The sequence below is a fragment of the Roseofilum sp. Guam genome (genome assembly GCF_017746735.1).
Taxonomy (GTDB): Bacteria; Cyanobacteriota; Cyanobacteriia; order Cyanobacteriales; family Desertifilaceae; genus Roseofilum; species Roseofilum reptotaenium.
In genome coordinates, this window is record NZ_JAGHZN010000013.1 from 44,429 (window position 1) to 60,306 (window position 15,878).

General features: G+C 42.7%; 17 protein-coding genes. 7 read left to right on the plus strand and 10 right to left on the minus strand.

Annotated elements, in window-relative coordinates:
* The first annotated feature begins 17 nt into the window (after positions 1–17).
* The 3 genes from J7529_RS06455 to J7529_RS06465 all read left to right on the plus strand — a co-directional run bounded on the left by J7529_RS06455 (position 18) and on the right by J7529_RS06465 (position 2,377).
* Positions 18–587, plus strand: coding sequence for a cytochrome b (locus J7529_RS06455; RefSeq protein ID WP_318728309.1), 570 nt, complete (start codon positions 18–20; stop codon positions 585–587).
* A gap of 442 nt (positions 588–1,029) precedes the next feature.
* Entirely contained in the window at positions 1,030–1,632 is a 603-nt protein-coding gene (locus J7529_RS06460) for a hypothetical protein (protein ID WP_318728310.1), read from the plus strand.
* Positions 1,633–1,663: 31 nt separating this feature from the next.
* Positions 1,664–2,377 carry a rubrerythrin family protein gene (locus J7529_RS06465; protein ID WP_318728311.1) on the plus strand — a complete coding sequence of 238 codons (714 nt, stop codon included), beginning with the start codon at positions 1,664–1,666 and terminating at the stop codon, positions 2,375–2,377.
* A gap of 205 nt (positions 2,378–2,582) precedes the next feature.
* On the opposite strand, the gene J7529_RS06470 is transcribed toward J7529_RS06465, so the two are convergent.
* Both J7529_RS06470 and J7529_RS06475 read right to left on the minus strand, forming a co-directional pair.
* Positions 2,583–3,092 (minus strand): 6-pyruvoyl trahydropterin synthase family protein, encoded by a 510-nt coding sequence (locus J7529_RS06470; RefSeq protein WP_318728312.1) that lies wholly within the window; start codon positions 3,090–3,092, stop codon positions 2,583–2,585.
* A 91-nt stretch (positions 3,093–3,183) separates the two neighbouring features.
* On the minus strand, positions 3,184–3,735 hold the full coding sequence (locus J7529_RS06475) for a Uma2 family endonuclease (RefSeq protein WP_318728313.1): 552 nt from the start codon (positions 3,733–3,735) through the stop codon (positions 3,184–3,186).
* A 366-nt stretch (positions 3,736–4,101) separates the two neighbouring features.
* Here J7529_RS06475 and J7529_RS06480 point away from each other — a divergent pair, with 366 nt between their 5' ends.
* Positions 4,102–4,965 carry a hypothetical protein gene (locus tag J7529_RS06480; protein WP_271939922.1) on the plus strand — a complete coding sequence of 288 codons (864 nt, stop codon included), beginning with the start codon at positions 4,102–4,104 and terminating at the stop codon, positions 4,963–4,965.
* Positions 4,966–5,029: 64 nt separating this feature from the next.
* Here the strand turns inward: J7529_RS06480 and J7529_RS06485 are convergent, their stop codons facing one another.
* The 4 genes from J7529_RS06485 to J7529_RS06500 form a co-directional block, all read right to left on the minus strand.
* Positions 5,030–6,265, minus strand: coding sequence for an FAD/NAD(P)-binding oxidoreductase (locus J7529_RS06485; protein ID WP_318728314.1), 1,236 nt, complete (start codon positions 6,263–6,265; stop codon positions 5,030–5,032).
* Between the two features lie 333 nt (positions 6,266–6,598).
* Positions 6,599–7,027 carry a hypothetical protein gene (locus J7529_RS06490; RefSeq protein ID WP_271939920.1) on the minus strand — a complete coding sequence of 143 codons (429 nt, stop codon included), beginning with the start codon at positions 7,025–7,027 and terminating at the stop codon, positions 6,599–6,601.
* A 21-nt stretch (positions 7,028–7,048) separates the two neighbouring features.
* Entirely contained in the window at positions 7,049–8,719 is a 1,671-nt protein-coding gene (locus J7529_RS06495; protein ID WP_318728315.1) for a CTP synthase, read from the minus strand.
* A 149-nt stretch (positions 8,720–8,868) separates the two neighbouring features.
* The gene (locus J7529_RS06500; protein WP_318728316.1) at positions 8,869–9,699 is read right to left on the minus strand and encodes a Uma2 family endonuclease; all 831 of its coding nucleotides are present in this window, start codon (positions 9,697–9,699) and stop codon (positions 8,869–8,871) included.
* A gap of 141 nt (positions 9,700–9,840) precedes the next feature.
* Here J7529_RS06500 and J7529_RS06505 point away from each other — a divergent pair, with 141 nt between their 5' ends.
* Entirely contained in the window at positions 9,841–10,572 is a 732-nt protein-coding gene (locus tag J7529_RS06505) for a class I SAM-dependent methyltransferase (RefSeq protein WP_318728317.1), read from the plus strand.
* An 18-nt stretch (positions 10,573–10,590) separates the two neighbouring features.
* Here J7529_RS06505 and J7529_RS06510 read toward each other — a convergent pair whose 3' ends face one another.
* A complete protein-coding gene (locus tag J7529_RS06510; protein WP_318728318.1) occupies positions 10,591–11,310 on the minus strand; it encodes a hypothetical protein in 720 nt (239 codons plus the stop codon).
* A gap of 116 nt (positions 11,311–11,426) precedes the next feature.
* Between J7529_RS06510 and J7529_RS06515 the strand changes: the two genes are divergently transcribed.
* Together J7529_RS06515 and J7529_RS06520 are read left to right on the plus strand one after the other, a co-directional pair.
* On the plus strand, positions 11,427–12,302 hold the full coding sequence (locus tag J7529_RS06515; RefSeq protein ID WP_318728319.1) for a sulfotransferase domain-containing protein: 876 nt from the start codon (positions 11,427–11,429) through the stop codon (positions 12,300–12,302).
* Positions 12,303–12,401: 99 nt separating this feature from the next.
* On the plus strand, positions 12,402–13,211 hold the full coding sequence (locus J7529_RS06520) for a hypothetical protein (protein WP_318728320.1): 810 nt from the start codon (positions 12,402–12,404) through the stop codon (positions 13,209–13,211).
* Positions 13,212–13,223: 12 nt separating this feature from the next.
* On the opposite strand, the gene J7529_RS06525 is transcribed toward J7529_RS06520, so the two are convergent.
* The 3 genes from J7529_RS06525 to J7529_RS06535 are packed head-to-tail and all read right to left on the minus strand — an operon-like array spanning position 13,224 to position 15,787.
* Complete coding sequence (locus J7529_RS06525; RefSeq protein ID WP_318728321.1) at positions 13,224–13,607, minus strand: DUF423 domain-containing protein; 384 nt, start codon at positions 13,605–13,607, stop codon at positions 13,224–13,226.
* 22 nt (positions 13,608–13,629) lie between these two features.
* Positions 13,630–15,132, minus strand: a complete 1,503-nt coding sequence (locus J7529_RS06530) for a hypothetical protein (protein ID WP_318728322.1) — start codon at positions 15,130–15,132, stop codon at positions 13,630–13,632.
* Between the two features lies 1 nt (position 15,133).
* A complete protein-coding gene (locus J7529_RS06535) occupies positions 15,134–15,787 on the minus strand; it encodes a hypothetical protein (protein ID WP_318728323.1) in 654 nt (217 codons plus the stop codon).
* Positions 15,788–15,878: the final 91 nt, after the last annotated feature.

Genomic DNA, 15,878 nt, shown 5'->3' on the forward strand with positions numbered 1-15,878 from the left:
CGAAAAGAAATGTGATCATGACAACAAAACAAAACAAACCTCGAAAAACTTCAGCTTTTCAACACTTAATGAGCGTGCATTGGTGGATGGCGGGCTGTTATCTTATTTTGTTTTGCACTGGGCCAATCATGGCTCGTTTGCCACGAGATCTCCCTGGTCGTAATGGACTCTACGACTTTCATAAATCGATCGCAATTATCTCTCTGATTCTCTTAGCTTGGCGTGTTATCACCTTAGTTCGTGTTTGGGGGAAAAAATATGCCAAGCGCTTTCCCAAAACCACTCCCAAATGGTGGCAGAAGACCCTTTTACACCTGAGCCTGTACATCTTGATGGTGGGGGTTCCCCTGACTGGTTTTTTCTTCTCCAACTCTTTCCAAGCCAATGGTGTAAAATTATTCGGGCTGGTGGTTCCAGATTTGTTTCCCCCCAATGAAGACCGGGTAGAGTTGGGCCGTGCGCTCCACTTTTGGTCATCTTATGGTTTTTTGCTATTCGTTACCTACCACACCTACCAACAATGGCATTATGTACGAGGAACCTGGCGGCGCTGGCAGGGATTTCGGCAAGGCAGCAGGGCAAGGTAGGATAGCATCAAATCCTTAAATGCTTGATACCAATGCATACTAACGAGGTATAGTACTCAAGCAGAGACAGAAAGGGTGCAAAAATTGAGAGTGGAGTATTGGGAGAAAATTAGAGATATAGACCCAGAAAACCGGATTTTTATAGATCAAACAGTTATTTTTCTACGGGGAAGCTGCCCTTATGGGCGCTCAGAAAAAGGGACAAGATTCAGGGAAATGAAACTCTTTTATCGAGGGTCAAAAGTGACTTTAGTTGGAGCTATTACCCAGGATAGAGTTGAAGTCTTTTATTTCTAATTTCTCTCCTACTACCCGCTCTATGATTGATACTCTTCTGGCTGTAGCCCTGGACTTAATTGATCGGAAATATTTAAGAAATTGGTTTGCTCATTGTTGCTACTGTACTTCATGACAGCTCGAAGCGCTGTCACCTTTTAATCCTATGATTAAATCCCCCTATCCCCTCACTCCCCCAGAAAGTATGAATGACCCAAATAATCAAAATCAACAAGTGACCGCTGTCATTTCCCATTATATTCGCCTAGGTCGCGAATCTGGATATGAAGAGTGGTTGCAAGGCATTTCTGAAGTGGCCAGAGAATTTGAGGGTCATCAGGGGGTAACTATTCTCAGACCTCAATCAGGTTCGAGAAAGGAATATGTGATTATTCTCCGTTTCGATCGCTATCACAATCTCTGTCACTGGCTGCGATCGCCAGAGCGAAAAGAATGGATTGAACGCGCTAAACCCCTGACTGAAAAGCAAGAAAATGTACAGATTCTCACCGGATTAGAAGCGCTGGTTTCTCTCCCCAATACCATATTTTCTCCTCCTCCAAAATATAAAACAGTCTTAGTGACTTGGCTGGGAGTTTTTGTCTGTTCATCAATCTTGGGTTATCTGGTTACCCCTCATTTATCTGCCCTGCACTTTCTTCTCCGCCAAGCCATTATGACCGGATTAGTTGTTGTTTTATTGGCTTATGTTGTTATGCCGAGATTAACCCGTTTATTTCATAAATGGCTGCATTCTACTAAGATATAATGACCTGCTCAAACAAAAACAAACGTGAACCATGGATTTATCCAATAACAACACCGCTAAAAATCTCGAGGCTGCCTTTGGTGGAGAGTCAATGGCAAACCGTAAGTATTTATTTTTTGCTGAAGTGACGAAAAAGTTAGGGATGCCAGAATTGGCGAAACTCTTTCGAGAAACAGCAAATCAGGAAACTGAACATGCGTTTGCCCATTTTCGCCTCATTCATCCCGAACTAGTAGTCGATGATACCGAACCGTTGACAGAAGAGCAGAAAAAGGCGATCGCCTCCCGATGCTTAGAACTAGCCATTGAAGGGGAAACTTACGAATACACCACCATGTATCCAGAGTTTGCTCAAGCAGCCAGAGAAGACCGTGACAGCGATGCAGTAGCTGAATTTGAAGCTCAAACCCAAGAATCCCAAGAACACGCTCAAATCTTCCGTAAAGCAGCCCACAATTTCGGCCTGCTCACCAGTATTGAACAGCATCACGCTCGTCAATATACGGATGCTCTCAAGGTTTTAGAGGGTCAAACTGCAACCAAAAAAGCCCCCAGCGATGATGAAGCGACGCAAAAATGGATTTGTCGTCAATGTTCGATGATCTACGATCCAGTAAAAGGCGACCCTGATTCTGGAATTGCTCCCGGAATTCCCTTTTCTGCGATTCCCGATGATTGGAGTTGCCCTATCTGTGGAGCGCAGAAAAAGCTATTTATTCCCTATGAAGAACCTGCCGCAGCGTAGTGGGCTGTCTCAGCTAAAATAGGGCATTAGGTGCGATTGATTGTAGCGCTAGAGTGCTAAAATAGAGGAAAGAGTATAGGAGAGACCCTTCTCTTTTCTCTATCTTTTTCTAATGCATACAATCAGATAAAATACTGTCAGTTAAGTTCATTAGCGATAGTATAACGTACACAATTATTTAGATGTCCACCGTAATTATTAATCATTAATTACTTTCCACTACAGCAGAATTTCGTTCATGTTCCCGAAACTCAACACGCTTAACTCTTACTCTACCTGTAGTTTCCGTCTGCACAAATTCATTAAGCTTAGTCAACACCAACTCAGCAAACTTTTCTGCACTGACTGCTTGAAGCACTCGAAGCTGAATCACCCCCTGTTCTTGTAGTTGATAAAAACTCGGTAAATAGGGGTCATCTTCTGCTACAATCACCGTATGATCAAACATATACTCCATCCATGCTTTCGGATTCATGCCATCAATTTGAGTCCTGGCTCTTTTCATCCCACCAAAATCCCAAACCCAACAATGGTGATCTAGCTCTCCTTCAAACCAAACCTTAAACGAGACGCTATAACCGTGTAAAAAATGACAATGAGAACCTTGCGATCGCCACTGTCGAAAGCAAGTAGAAAATCCATCAAAAACTTTTGTCGATTGGTACTTCAATTTAGGCTGTTTATCAATGGGTTCAGAAACAGAAACGATCTCCATTCAGATAGATCAAAGCGAAAAACCAAGATGCAGCCTGACTAGAGATCAGCCCGTAGTATAACATACTCAGTCACAATGGGATCGGCTCCATTTAATCAAATTCCGGGGCCCAGATTTCGACCACCGGTAATTCCCATCCAGGGAGCAATTCCGGAACCGTAAAAATATCTCCATCACCTAACGTTATCGGGTCTTGATTGAGTCGATAAACTTCCATGGTACGAGTTCTTGGATCGACCAATACTCCTACCTGAGTTCCTAATGCTATAAATTCTTGAATTTTATCGCGCAATTTGGTGAGACTATCGGTTTTCGACTTAACTTCAAACATGAGATCTGGCACTAATTCAGCATAACTATCAGTGGTGCGAGGTAAACGTTGAGCGAGGATAAAAGAAGCATCTGGTGCGCGAACATCTCCGTCAGCATTGGGTAAACGAAATCCACCACTAGAGGCAATGACTCGCCCTAATTTTCGCGGTCTCACCCAATGGGATAATTCAGCGACAATAGCAGCAGCGACTTCATCTGATTCTAACCCCGAAGGACTCATAAAGATAATTTCTCCTTGAACTAATTCCATCCGATAGTTGGGATGCTGGGTTTGGAGATATTCTAAGTCTTTGATGGTTAATTTAGGCATAGAATTTATAGTGTGAGCTTGATGTTGGATTCTAATATAGCGCTTTGGGAGATCGCGCGATTCATCCCTAGTACGCTGGTAATGAGTAGTCAACGAAACCCTGTTTAGCCGCTATGTCTAGAATTCCTCTCCTTAGGTAAATAGTAGTCATATCAGTATGAGATTGATCCAATTGCCTCTTGTAACACTTGATCTCGAATAAAATATTCAGTACCCTGTAAGCCAAAAAAATCCCACAGAGCCTCAAACTCTGCTACTATTGACGCGAGATAGTAATGGGCCAGGAATTGAAGACTTAACCTGAGTCACCATTGTCTGTCTCACTCCTCCTTGTCCAAATTCATCCGGTTCAGGGTACTCAGCGCCATGGCACAACCTAATCCAGCAGAGATCACCGATGCTCTCAACAGTGTCTTACAACCCCAAGGGGTTACCGCCAAAGCACTGGTTAAAGAAGGCTGTTTACATATCCTCCTGGAAGGGGAAAACATACCCGAACAGGAAGAATATGTGGCGATCGTTCATGACGAAATCCTCAATATGGGTATTGACTCGTTCCCAACCCTACAGATCTACGGCCGTCAAATTGGATCGAAAAAGCCGAGTTGGAGCGATACAATTGACTTGTTGCAAGGGAAAGAGGATGAGGAAGAGCTACCCAATTTTGCCCTTGACGATCCGGATGAGGATTTAAATTCTTATAACGGTAACGATCTCGATGGTGCGGAACCTTTAGACTCAGAGCTTGATGAATCTGGAGAGCAGAAGAAATCAGGGGCGAAGAAGTTCTTGCCTTTGTTGGCAATCCCTATTGTTGCTGTCATTGGTGGCGCAGTTTGGTGGTTTTTCCTACGTCCGGCTCCAGCTCCTCTCCTGCCTGCAACTGCACCGGAAATTGCCCCTGACACAGCAGCCCCTGAGACAGCCGTAGAAAGCCCACCAGAAACGACAGAACCGGAAGCCACACCTGCAAATCCGGCATCAGTTCCCCCAGCTTCAACCGATCCGTGGAGAGAGGGGATTAACCTAGCGATGAGTGCTGCTGAACTGGCGCAAACGGCTAGTACCCGTGCTGAATGGGAAGAGGTTTCTAGTCAATGGCAGCAAGCACGGGATTTAATGGCTCAAGTGCCAGAGGATAGTGAAAACTATGGAGCGGCTCAGGAGCGGGTTATTACTTATGGTGAGAATGCAAATTCAGCTCAGATCTGGGCCGATCGCAGTAATTGAAGATAGAAAAATCTGCATGTAGGGGCGAAAAATTTTTCGCCCCTACAAAATGTGTGGTTATAACCTATTTTTTTAGCAGCGATCGCTCAAAATTCTTACCTTTGAGCATACGATTCCAGTACAGGAACGGCAAACCGTAGCGCTTAAGCAACCACATGCTATAGCGTTCCTCCGTTGGTTCGAGGGGAAATGTAGGACTTGGATTTTTATCATAATCAAACTCGGCGAAGATCACCTTGCCATATCCCGTCACTAAGGGGCAACACGCATAACCATCATACTGATTATTCAGGGATTTAGACTCCATCAGAGCCAACAAATTTTGCACCAGTACAGGTGCTTCTGAACGCACAGCCGCCGCTGTTTTGGACGTAGGCAGAGACGAGGCATCACCGAGGCCAAACACATTAGGATAGCGATTATGCTGGAGGGTAAACTTATTCACATCGATCCAACCTTTAGCTGCTCCTTCTGTACCCGCTAAAGGACTATTCTTGACAAAATCTGGAGCGCTCATTGGTGGACTGACATGCAGGAGATCGAAAGGAATACTCACCGACTCCACACCCTCATCTGTCGTCACCTCAAAAATGGCCTCTTTGGGATCGGTTTTAATAGCTTTCAGGTTATATTTAACCCGCATCTCAATATCTTTGCGCTTAACAATTTCCATCAACGGTTTGGCATAGGCAGGAACGCCAAAAATCCCACCGGTTGCCGTGCAATACATAATCTTAGAGCGATCGCGAAGCCCATTTTTCCGGAACGCTTCATCGGCTAAATACATAATCTTTTGGGGGGCACCGGGGCATTTAATCGCCGTACCTGGATAAGTAAAAATCGCGGTACCGCCCTTGAAATTGCGAATCATTTCCCAAGTTTTGGGGGCTTGCTCAAAGGCATAATTACTACAAACCCCATTTTTCCCTAATGTTTCGGGTAGCCCTTCCACCCAATCCCAATGGATTTGTAGCCCAGGACAAGCCACCAAATAATCATAAGAAACCACACTTCCATCCTGGGTAACCACTTGATTTTGATCGGGCTGAAATTCCTGACAATAGGCTTTAATCCAAGTTGCTTTTTCTGGAATACATTCTTTTTCGGGTTTGACCGTATCTTCTGCGGCAAATGCTCCACCACCGACTAATGTCCAAGCCGGTTGATAATAATGCTTTTCTGACGGTTCAATAATCGCCACATCTAAATTAGAGTTTGCATTTAAGAGCTGGGCTGCTACTGTAATTCCTGCGGAACCTCCGCCAACAATTACAATTTGATGATGGGTTAAATTTACCATAATTTCTCGATCTATGCTGAAACAGTTTTTAGCATACTATAATAACCTAGTCTGGTCGGATTAAAATTTAAGAAAAGATAAAGAACCTCTCTCAACAGAAGAAAAATGCTGTAGGGGAGAAAAAAATTTTCTCTTCCACTTGAGTATCTTAAGGTTTGAGAGACCTTTTTTTTAGAAGGAATAACCATAAGAAGACAGGATGACTGAATTACTATTTATTTCCTGCTCACTGATGTCAAGAGGTCTATATTTCTATGAGGTACAGCTTGAAGCCTTAGAACCTAAGCCATACAAGCTATTGCAAAGCAAGCCTAGCGCGAAGCGCTATATTGCTTATTCATCATCCAAAGAATAATGAGTTTGTTGTCGAATATACTCAATGACTTCATGATAGGCTTGCTCATGAAATTTCGGATTGAGGACAATTTCTGTCTGACTATTGGGCAACCAAAAGGTCAACTTTTTATTCCCTGGATGATAAGCAAATAAACTGATCTGAATCAAATTGATAAAATAGTCATTGCGCTCATAGTGGAACTTGAGCCAATTTCTATCCTTCCGATTCTCTAAACAGTTATGAATATACTTTTGAACTTTCAAGTAACTTTCCAATTCCCCTTGGGGAGTCAGGACAATGGGCGTTTGACTATCGGGTAACCAAAAGGAAATTTTACCATTTGTGGCACAAATAAACGTATCTATGCGGTCTAAATCGATCACATAGATTTGACGTTCAAATGGAATTTTAGCCCAGAATGCCACCAGTTTGCCTCCAGATCGTGCTTATACTAAATTGGCTGGAAGTGGAGTTTTAGGAGTAAAATCTTCCTGTATTTCTGAAGTTCCCAAAGGTTCTCCTGTATAGTCTTGGGCAGCTTTGATAAACCCTTGAAATAGGGGATGGGGATGGCTAGGACGAGAGTGAAATTCAGGATGAAATTGACAAGAAATAAAGAACGGATGTTGGGGATATTCAATAATTTCCACTAACCGTCCATCGGGAGAAGTTCCACTGATCACATATCCCGTTTCCAAGAAAAGGTTGCGATAGGCATTATTAAATTCATAGCGATGTCGATGGCGTTCATAAATCACTTCTTTTTCATAGAGTTGGGCAGCTAAGGTATTGGGCAATATGCGGCAAGGATACAGTCCTAAACGCATGGTTCCGCCTAAGTCCACCACATCTTCTTGTTCGGGTAATAGGTTAATGACGGGGTTAGGCGTTTGGGGTTCAAATTCGGCACTATGGGCAGGGTTTAATTGGGCGATATTTCTCGCCCACTCAATGACGGAACATTGCATTCCTAAACATAATCCCAGAAAGGGAATTTGATGGAAACGGGCATATTCAACGGCTTTAATTTTGCCATCTACACCGCGAATGCCAAAGCCTCCAGGAACAACTAAGCCATGGATACCTTGGAGATGGGTTTCGGCTCCGTCTTTTTCTAAGTCTTCAGAGTTGACCCAGTGAATATTAACATGGGAGTTAATGGTGATGGCGGCGTGGCGTAGGGCTTCAATGACGGAAAGATAGGCATCGGTGAGGCGGACATATTTACCGACGATCGCAACTTCCAGGGAGCGAGTAGAATTAGAGAGACACTCGACGAGGCTTTGCCATTTCTGGAGTTGGGGAGGACGTTGCTCTAAACGCAATAAGTCAATGACTTGGGTGGCTAATCCTTCTTCTTCCATTCTCAAGGGTACTTCGTAGATGGTACTAACATCTTGAGCGGGAATCACACATCCGACGGGAACATCACAGAATTCAGAGACTTTGGATTTTAGGGAGTCGGGTAGGGGGCGATCGCACCGACAGACTAAAATATCAGGTTGAATGCCAATCGAGCGCAATTCCTTCACTGAGTGCTGGGTGGGTTTCGTCTTCATTTCTCCCGCCGAAGGAATCCAAGGTACGAGGGTAACATGGATATAGAGCACCTGATTGCGCCCTACATCTTTGCGGAATTGGCGAATCGCTTCTAAGAAGGGTTGAGATTCAATATCACCAACTGTTCCACCAATTTCGGTAATCAGCACATCTGGGGTAGAGTTGCGAGCAACACGATGAATGCGTTCTTTAATTTCATGGGTAATGTGGGGAATTACTTGTACCGTTCCCCCGTGGTAGTCTCCCCGACGCTCTTTATTAATCACAGCTTGATAGATAGAGCCTTGGGTAACACTATTGAGGCGAGACATGGAGGTATCGGTAAAGCGCTCGTAGTGTCCCAAATCTAGGTCAGTTTCTGCTCCATCTTCGGTAACGAAGACTTCCCCATGCTGAAAAGGACTCATCGTGCCGGGGTCTACATTAATATAGGGATCAAGTTTGAGGATAGAAACAGAATAATCCCGTGATTTGAGCAGTCGTCCTAAACTGGCGGCGAGAATTCCTTTACCAATACTGGAAACTACACCCCCTGTGACAAATACGAACTTGGTCATGTTCTGAACTCTACCCTATTCTTTCGCTTCCCATTTATTGTGCCACATCGTGCTCGATCATTAGACTTCTTCGAGAAGTCAGGGAATAGGCATTACTCCATTGCTATTTATTTTCTGCCCACTTATACAACAGCATCTATTATCGATCCTTAATCTGGAGGGTTGATGTCTTCTGGGTTGAGTCCTAGAGACTTGATATAGGCTGCAAGTTGCTCGGCTTTCTGTTCAGCGTCTTGAGCGCGTTGGCGTTGTTGCTCTAGCTCCTGTTCAGCATCTTGAGCGCGTTGGCGTTGTTGTTCTAGCTCCTCATCCCTCTCTTGGAGCTGCTCACTAGGAGTGGGAATCCAGTTTCCTTGGGCATCATACCACCGGAGCCAGAGTCCTTCTCTATAGTCATAGATACCTTGCCATAGGCCTAAGCCTAGGTCTAACTCATTAAACCAGATACGGCGATCGGGAAGGAGTTGTTCTTGGTAGCGAGCGCCTTGTAAGCGAAATGCCCGCAACCGGTTTTGATAGCGGTCATAAACCACATAATAGGGAATATGCAAGATTTGTTCGTAAACTTGCCATTTGGTGGGAGGTTCGCCACTTTTGCGCTGGGTGCGTCCTAAGTCTTCTGCTTCGGTTCCCGGAGAGAGCAGTTCGACAACAAGGTAGGGAATGACTCCTTCTTGCCAGATGACGTAACTCCAACGTAGCGTTTCTTGGTCGGCGGAGGGAGCATTATCTAGAACTAAAAACCAATCTGGACGTTTGTACCAGTTGGTATGGCGGGAGTCATAGTACAAGTTTAGATCGGTGGCAGTGAAGCATTGATCGGGCCAGTATTCGGCGGGTTTGCACGTGAGGCTTAAGAGGTGGGGTTGAAGGTCATGGAATTCGTCGGGCAAACCGGGTTCCTCCGGGTTTTCACTAGGTAGATCGTACATGGTAGGTAAGGGGTTTTGCCAAGGTGGGGTGCGATCGCCAGAAAACATAATTCACACTTGTTGAAATAATCTTCATCATAGCGCTGGGCACTAGGGAATGGGGAATAGGGAATGGGGAGTGAGGAGCTGCTCTTGTGGTATTCTCTCTACAGAAAGTATCTGGGCTGAAAGGATGAGGATGATTGATCAATGAACAACCAATATACAGGAATTACAAACTATTATGATCTGTTAATGAATTCTGGTTATTACGATTATACTAGCCTGGCTGAGGAGGCTTATTCAGTTCTTGGTAGAGGTTGTCAAATTCTTGAGTTAGGTGTTGGGACAGGGCTACTAGCAGAAGAGTATATTGCCCTAGACGAAACCTGTCAGTTTACAGGTATTGATATTACTACATCTATGCTGAAGCTGGCCCAGAATCGTCTAGGCGATCGGGTTGATTTGAGAGAGGCGAATGCCCTGACTATGGAGCTAAATAGGACGTTTGATGCCATGCTTTCTAATGGGGGAGTATGGGTATTTCTAGATTGGGGCGATCGATTAGAACTAGCCAGTCATTTATCTGATTATGAACAGAATCTGCAAGGGTTACACAATATTGTTCATCATCTGCGAGAAGGCGGATTGATATTACTGAATCGACAAAAACCGGGAGTTAACTTCGCTAAAAAGTTGCCTGGAGGAATCACGTATTCCCAAGTTATTGAACCCATAGAAGATAACCCAGAGTACCGTCTTCATAAAAAATGTTATTCTTTTGAGAAAGATGGACAACTATTAGCTCAAGAAGAGTTAACAATGCTATTTTTTAAGCAAACTCTCTATCCATCATTATTCCAAGAGGTAGGTCTTGAGATTGACCAGAGTAAGTGTTGTCGTAACTTTATAACGTATCAAAAGCAGTCATCCGATCGCTAGAGTGGAATTAAGGGACAACTATTGGTAAGATAAGTATTGATCGAGTCGATCGGGAATGCTATTAAGGTAGTCTAAGGAAGGAATTTCAAAAATATAATCTTGTAATTTATCAATTTGTACAGGAGAATTGAGGACTTGACCTAAGTCAAAGGGGATAACAACAGGATGATGACTTACCGCATAGCCAATTTCTTCAATACTAGAGAGCTGACTAGCTCCATACACTCGGCGATCGCCATTTTCATTGCATACTCCTGCCTCTACTGTATACCAGAATAAACTGCCGATAGCTGATTTGAATTTGGGGTAATCTAAGTATTTTTGACTTGTTTTTTGTATTAAATTAGAATAAGGAGGGAAAAACAGTAAAGGAATATGCCCAAAAATATCATGCCACAGATCGGGGACTGGAGAATAAGTAAAATCCGTTTGCGATCGCACAACTGTTGCTACAGGGAAATATTGATGGGATAATAAATAAAAAAATATACCAGGTTCTAAGAGTCCTTGAACTGGCCAGAGTTGCCAGCCAATAGACTGGTACAAAAAGTCAGATAATACTGTAATATTAGGAATATCTTGAATTAAAGGTAAGATACTCTTTAATCCTTCCATAAAATAGCAGGTTGCTCTCCCTTCAATATTAACTAACTGCTTTTGTAAAAGCTGTTGCCAATTGTTATAAGATTGCCTTGAATAGTCAGAAAAATCTTGATATGCTTTTTGCACTAAAACCATGTTGATTATACCCAGAAGTGTTACTGACAGAAGAGATGGAGAAATATTGTAAATGAAATAGATGTTATTGTCAACTTACTCTCTCAATCATTGACTCTGTTAATAAACTAACTCTTATGATTCCTAATTTAAAACCAAGCTATACCCTACATCGTAATTTTCGCTTACCGATGGGATTCCCTCCCGAAAATTTTGATTCAGCCCTAAATTATAAAGCCCAAAAAGGGGATACTTTTATTGTTACCTATCCCAAATGTGGTACTACTTGGGTACAGAACATACTATGGATGTTAAGTCATCAAGGTCAACCCTTCCCAGTGGGCAAACAAATTAATCGAGAAGTTCCTCACCTTGAAGAATTTGGTGCAGATTTTGTCAAAAATTCTCCTCAACCCCGATTTATTAAAACGCATTTTCCCTACGATCTAACTCCCCACCATCCTGAAGCAAAATACATTTATATTGCTCGTAATCCCTTTGATTGTGTGGTCTCTTTTTATTACCATACCCAAGGATTTATCAAACATTATAATTTTGCTGAAGGTACATTTGATAGCTTTTTTGAGTGTTTTATGAAGGGAGAAGTGGACTGGGGAGACTATTTCGCTCATTTGCTGTCCTGGGTCGATCGTAAAGATGAAGAAAACCTTCTTTTCCTCACCTATGAATCCATTCAAGAAGATACCCGATTGGCAGTGATTAAGATGGCTGATTTTATTAGCCCTGATTATCGGAAGATAGTTGAACAAGAACAAACCTTAGAGGCTATAATTTACCATGCCAGCTTTAGTCAAATGAGTAAAGATCAAAGTCGTTGGTCTAGTGAACGTCCGGACACACTTACTCCTTTTATCCGTAAAGGTAAAATTGGAGATTGGAAACGTCATTTTTCTGCCGATCAACAGAATAGATTGATGAAAAAGTTCCGAGAAAAAACAGCAGGAACAGCCGCTTTGAGCCTTTGGGAATTATCCTTATTTTCTGGATTATAATAAGGTCACCTTGATTAATTCATTTTTGAACAGGACAAGATGATAATGGTGTGGAGATCGAGGAAAGCATTAGTAGCAGGACTTTCTGGGAGCATCCTTTTGACCGGCAGTGTCTGGGCTGAAGTGCGTTCGATGCCGAGTTCTGTAGAGCGCTTGGTAAGAGATTATATGAATCATACTCCAGTTTCGGCGATCGCTCCCAATGGCACTCTAGAACAAGCTGCTCAATTTCAGCAACAATTTGTACAAGCCCTCATTCCCCAACTTGGGCCCATTGTCGGCTATAAAGCCGCTTTAACCAGTCCTGTGGCTCAGGAGCGCTTCGGGGTTTCCCATCCTCTGCGGGGAACTTTATTAAAAGAAATGTTACTCTCGAGTGGTGCAACTGTTCCAGTCAACTTTGGCGCTCGTGGCGTATTTGAAGCGGATTTGATGGTGCGCGTGGGAGATGCGAAGATCAATCAAGCGAAAACTCCCCAAGAGGTATTAGAGAGTTTAGATGCTGTCATTCCCTTTATTGAATTGCCCGATCTGATGTACGATCGCACCATACCCTTAAATGGCCCCGCCTTAGTCGCTATCAATACCGGAGCCAGGTTAGGGGTTTTGGGGGAACCGGTAGCACTCGAAGGGACTCCCGAATGGGAAAAGCGGTTAGGCTCCATTGCGGTAGTCATGGAAAATGGCAAAGGAGAGACGTTATCGGAGGGGAGCAGTAGCGCTTTATTAGGGCATCCCTTGCAAGCCGTATTATGGCTAAAAGAAGATTTGAGAGCTGCTGGAATTGATTTAAAACCGGGAGATTTGTTATCTTTAGGAACCATTACCCCCTTAACTCCGGTAAAAGAGGCCATGATAATTCGAGCGCGATATGAGGGTTTGGGGGAAGTGTCGGTAACGTTTAAGTAATTAATCTTGAGTTTAAACAGCCGTTTTCATCCATGCAGACAGGGCTAAACAGCCCCAACCGATTAAAAATGCTACACCACCCAAGGGGGTAATGGCTCCAAGAATTTTAACTCCAGTGACACTGAGGGCATATAAGCTACCGGAAAACAAGAGAATTCCAGCGACAAATGCCCATCCGGCTGTCACCATCCAAGTATTTCCAGAAGGAATAAAACTCAGCAATAGGGCAACCAGGATAATGCCGAGGGCGTGATACATTTGGTACTTGCTGGCGGTTTCAAAGATTTCCAAGGAGCGATCGCTTAGTTGATCTTTAAGTGCATGGGAGGCAAAAGCGCCGGCAGCAACGGCGATCGCTGCGAATAACGATCCTAACGTCAGAAAAACTTGACTCATTTCCCTCTCTCCTATCTTTGCATCATTTCTTAATTATAGATGAAACATCAGGGCAATGATTATAGCCTCTTAATTCCTCTCCTTTTCCTAATTCATCTGCTAGTTTAAACAAATCCAGACGGTTCAGTATGGAGGCAGTAATTGGGCGTTTCGCATCCCAAAAAATAAATGCACTAAAAAATTCTTGTGCAATCTGTGAGTTTAATAATTGCTCTAGTAGAACGGCTTCTGATTCAGTTTTACAAGCAATAAAATAACAAGTATCATCAAGCATAACCGGTTTTCCTTCATGGGCTGATATCCGACAGAAACTTATTTTTTTATAGAGTCCAGAAATCGCTACTTTCCAAGGCGAAAAGGAGTAATCACCAACTCCAAAAATAGAAAAGGAAGGTTTCCCTCGATAGATTGAGCTTTTTCGCCGCTCGAACAACTCTTTATATTCAGTTAAATAGTGCCAAGTCAACGGTGCGTGAATAGCAATAGAGTCAGTTTCAGCTCCGACTTTGCTTTGAGTTACCAAGAGATAACGCGAAATCTCTTGTTTTTTTTGATGAGCAATATCGGAGCTTTTTAATAGAGGATACAAATAAAAACGTTCCAGATTAAGAGCTTCCCCTAATCCATTTTTGAGATGGGGGAATTTTCCCGTTAGTTCCATGATTTTAGAACAGTCGTGTTTAATCCCCGATCGCCATTGATAAATATTCTGTCCTTGAAGATGTTTCCATGTTTTCAGATATTCTAAATTGGCAATCAACTGTCCTTCATAAACCCCGAAATTTGACTGATTAACGGGATTTTTAATGCCTTGATAAACCGAACAGCTATAACTAGATATTCCCGGGCCGATATAACACAGAAGTAGACCCGCATTCACGGTGGCATTAAAATGTTTTTTTGTGTCGCATAGATAAAGTTCAGATCGTAGAATAGGCAACTGACTTTTATGACCGTATTGAATGATTTTACGGGCAACAACTGTTTTTGTTAGTAGGGCAACCCAACCTGATTTTTTCTCTAGAGAGTCTAGAATATAGCGCCACATCCATTCAGAAATATCAAAGTTACTTTTACCGGTCAATGCATCTAAGCCCTTGTCTTGATCGCTGTTCTTTTTTTTCGGTATATTTTCACTCTCCAAACTTCCCAGAAAAGAATTGGTTACCCAAGGAGGATTGCCAATAAATAAAATAGGTTCTGGTAATTGAGTCGTGATCCTTTTCCAGTCCATATTAAAAAAATTAGCCTTGACTACTTTTATTCGATCGGCATAAGGCTGATTATACACTTGATTTTTTAGATGTTGGATATACCGATCGTTGATATCATAGCCCAGACCAATTTCTGCACAATTAAACCATTCCATAGCCGCCATGAAAAAATTGCCTTGACCACAAGTTGGCTCAATAATTGATTTAGGTCTAACTCCCTTCTGATACAGCAATTCACAGATTTTACAAGTGAATTCCCAGGGCGTTTGAAAATCACCATATTCCTTTTTTCTATGTTGACTGATTCTCATCTTATAAAACTCGAATAATTCCTGGTATATTACTCGCTTCAGCAATCACACGGCGATACTGAAGTCTCCATTGTAAGGCATTGGAAATGGTTAAATAGCCTAAATTAGGAGGGTGATGCAAAATTTCTTCAGCCAGTTGTTCCGCTTGAATGTCATCGAGAGGAAGCATCCGCTCGGCAAAGAAAGCGAGTAAGTCATCTAGGTTAGCATTATTTTCTAAGAGTTTCTGAATTCCCTGTGTTGTTTGGTAGTCTGCTGTCTTTTCTCTGGTTACCAAGACTGAGTGTAGTATTTTTAGCTGACCGGTCTTGGTGTTGGAGTCATCAGTCTTATCATAGACAAAAATTAGTAAGTTATATCCCAACCCATATATTTTTTGACGTGCAGATTTGAAAGGACAAGAGGATTGGGGTTGCCGATAGCTGGTTACTTTCATATCCACATTTAATCCAGGAAAATCAATACCTTTAGCTGAACTGCCTCGATCGAAAGTGTAATGGATTTCTAGATACTTTTGAAATTTATGCTCGAAGTAGGTTCCTAGGGCTTTACCATCCGTGATACCATAGAGAGAAGATTCATGATGATCAGACTCAATTTCCGCAAAAAGTTTTGCTTCTTGACATAACCGATCGAGAATTAATATGGGTTTCATAATGACTGGATCAATATTCGGTAAATTATCTTAAGCTTAGAGGAAAAAAGCGAAACTTAGGGTACTCTGAAAGTTAGCTTTATGTATGCTT

What these genes read in the sequence shown, in the direction of transcription:
- J7529_RS06455 (WP_318728309.1), top strand. Translation starts at nt 18, where the DNA reads ATGACAACAAAACAAAACAAACCTCGAAAAACTTCAGCTTTTCAACAC.
- J7529_RS06460 (WP_318728310.1), top strand. Translation starts at nt 1,030, where the DNA reads ATGATTAAATCCCCCTATCCCCTCACTCCCCCAGAAAGTATGAATGAC.
- J7529_RS06465 (WP_318728311.1), top strand. Translation starts at nt 1,664, where the DNA reads ATGGATTTATCCAATAACAACACCGCTAAAAATCTCGAGGCTGCCTTT.
- J7529_RS06470 (WP_318728312.1), bottom strand. Translation starts at nt 3,092, where the DNA reads ATGGAGATCGTTTCTGTTTCTGAACCCATTGATAAACAGCCTAAATTG.
- J7529_RS06475 (WP_318728313.1), bottom strand. Translation starts at nt 3,735, where the DNA reads ATGCCTAAATTAACCATCAAAGACTTAGAATATCTCCAAACCCAGCAT.
- J7529_RS06480 (WP_271939922.1), top strand. Translation starts at nt 4,102, where the DNA reads ATGGCACAACCTAATCCAGCAGAGATCACCGATGCTCTCAACAGTGTC.
- J7529_RS06485 (WP_318728314.1), bottom strand. Translation starts at nt 6,265, where the DNA reads ATGGTAAATTTAACCCATCATCAAATTGTAATTGTTGGCGGAGGTTCC.
- J7529_RS06495 (WP_318728315.1), bottom strand. Translation starts at nt 8,719, where the DNA reads ATGACCAAGTTCGTATTTGTCACAGGGGGTGTAGTTTCCAGTATTGGT.
- J7529_RS06500 (WP_318728316.1), bottom strand. Translation starts at nt 9,699, where the DNA reads ATGTTTTCTGGCGATCGCACCCCACCTTGGCAAAACCCCTTACCTACC.
- J7529_RS06505 (WP_318728317.1), top strand. Translation starts at nt 9,841, where the DNA reads ATGAACAACCAATATACAGGAATTACAAACTATTATGATCTGTTAATG.
- J7529_RS06510 (WP_318728318.1), bottom strand. Translation starts at nt 11,310, where the DNA reads ATGGTTTTAGTGCAAAAAGCATATCAAGATTTTTCTGACTATTCAAGG.
- J7529_RS06515 (WP_318728319.1), top strand. Translation starts at nt 11,427, where the DNA reads ATGATTCCTAATTTAAAACCAAGCTATACCCTACATCGTAATTTTCGC.
- J7529_RS06525 (WP_318728321.1), bottom strand. Translation starts at nt 13,607, where the DNA reads ATGAGTCAAGTTTTTCTGACGTTAGGATCGTTATTCGCAGCGATCGCC.
- J7529_RS06530 (WP_318728322.1), bottom strand. Translation starts at nt 15,132, where the DNA reads ATGAGAATCAGTCAACATAGAAAAAAGGAATATGGTGATTTTCAAACG.
- J7529_RS06535 (WP_318728323.1), bottom strand. Translation starts at nt 15,787, where the DNA reads ATGAAACCCATATTAATTCTCGATCGGTTATGTCAAGAAGCAAAACTT.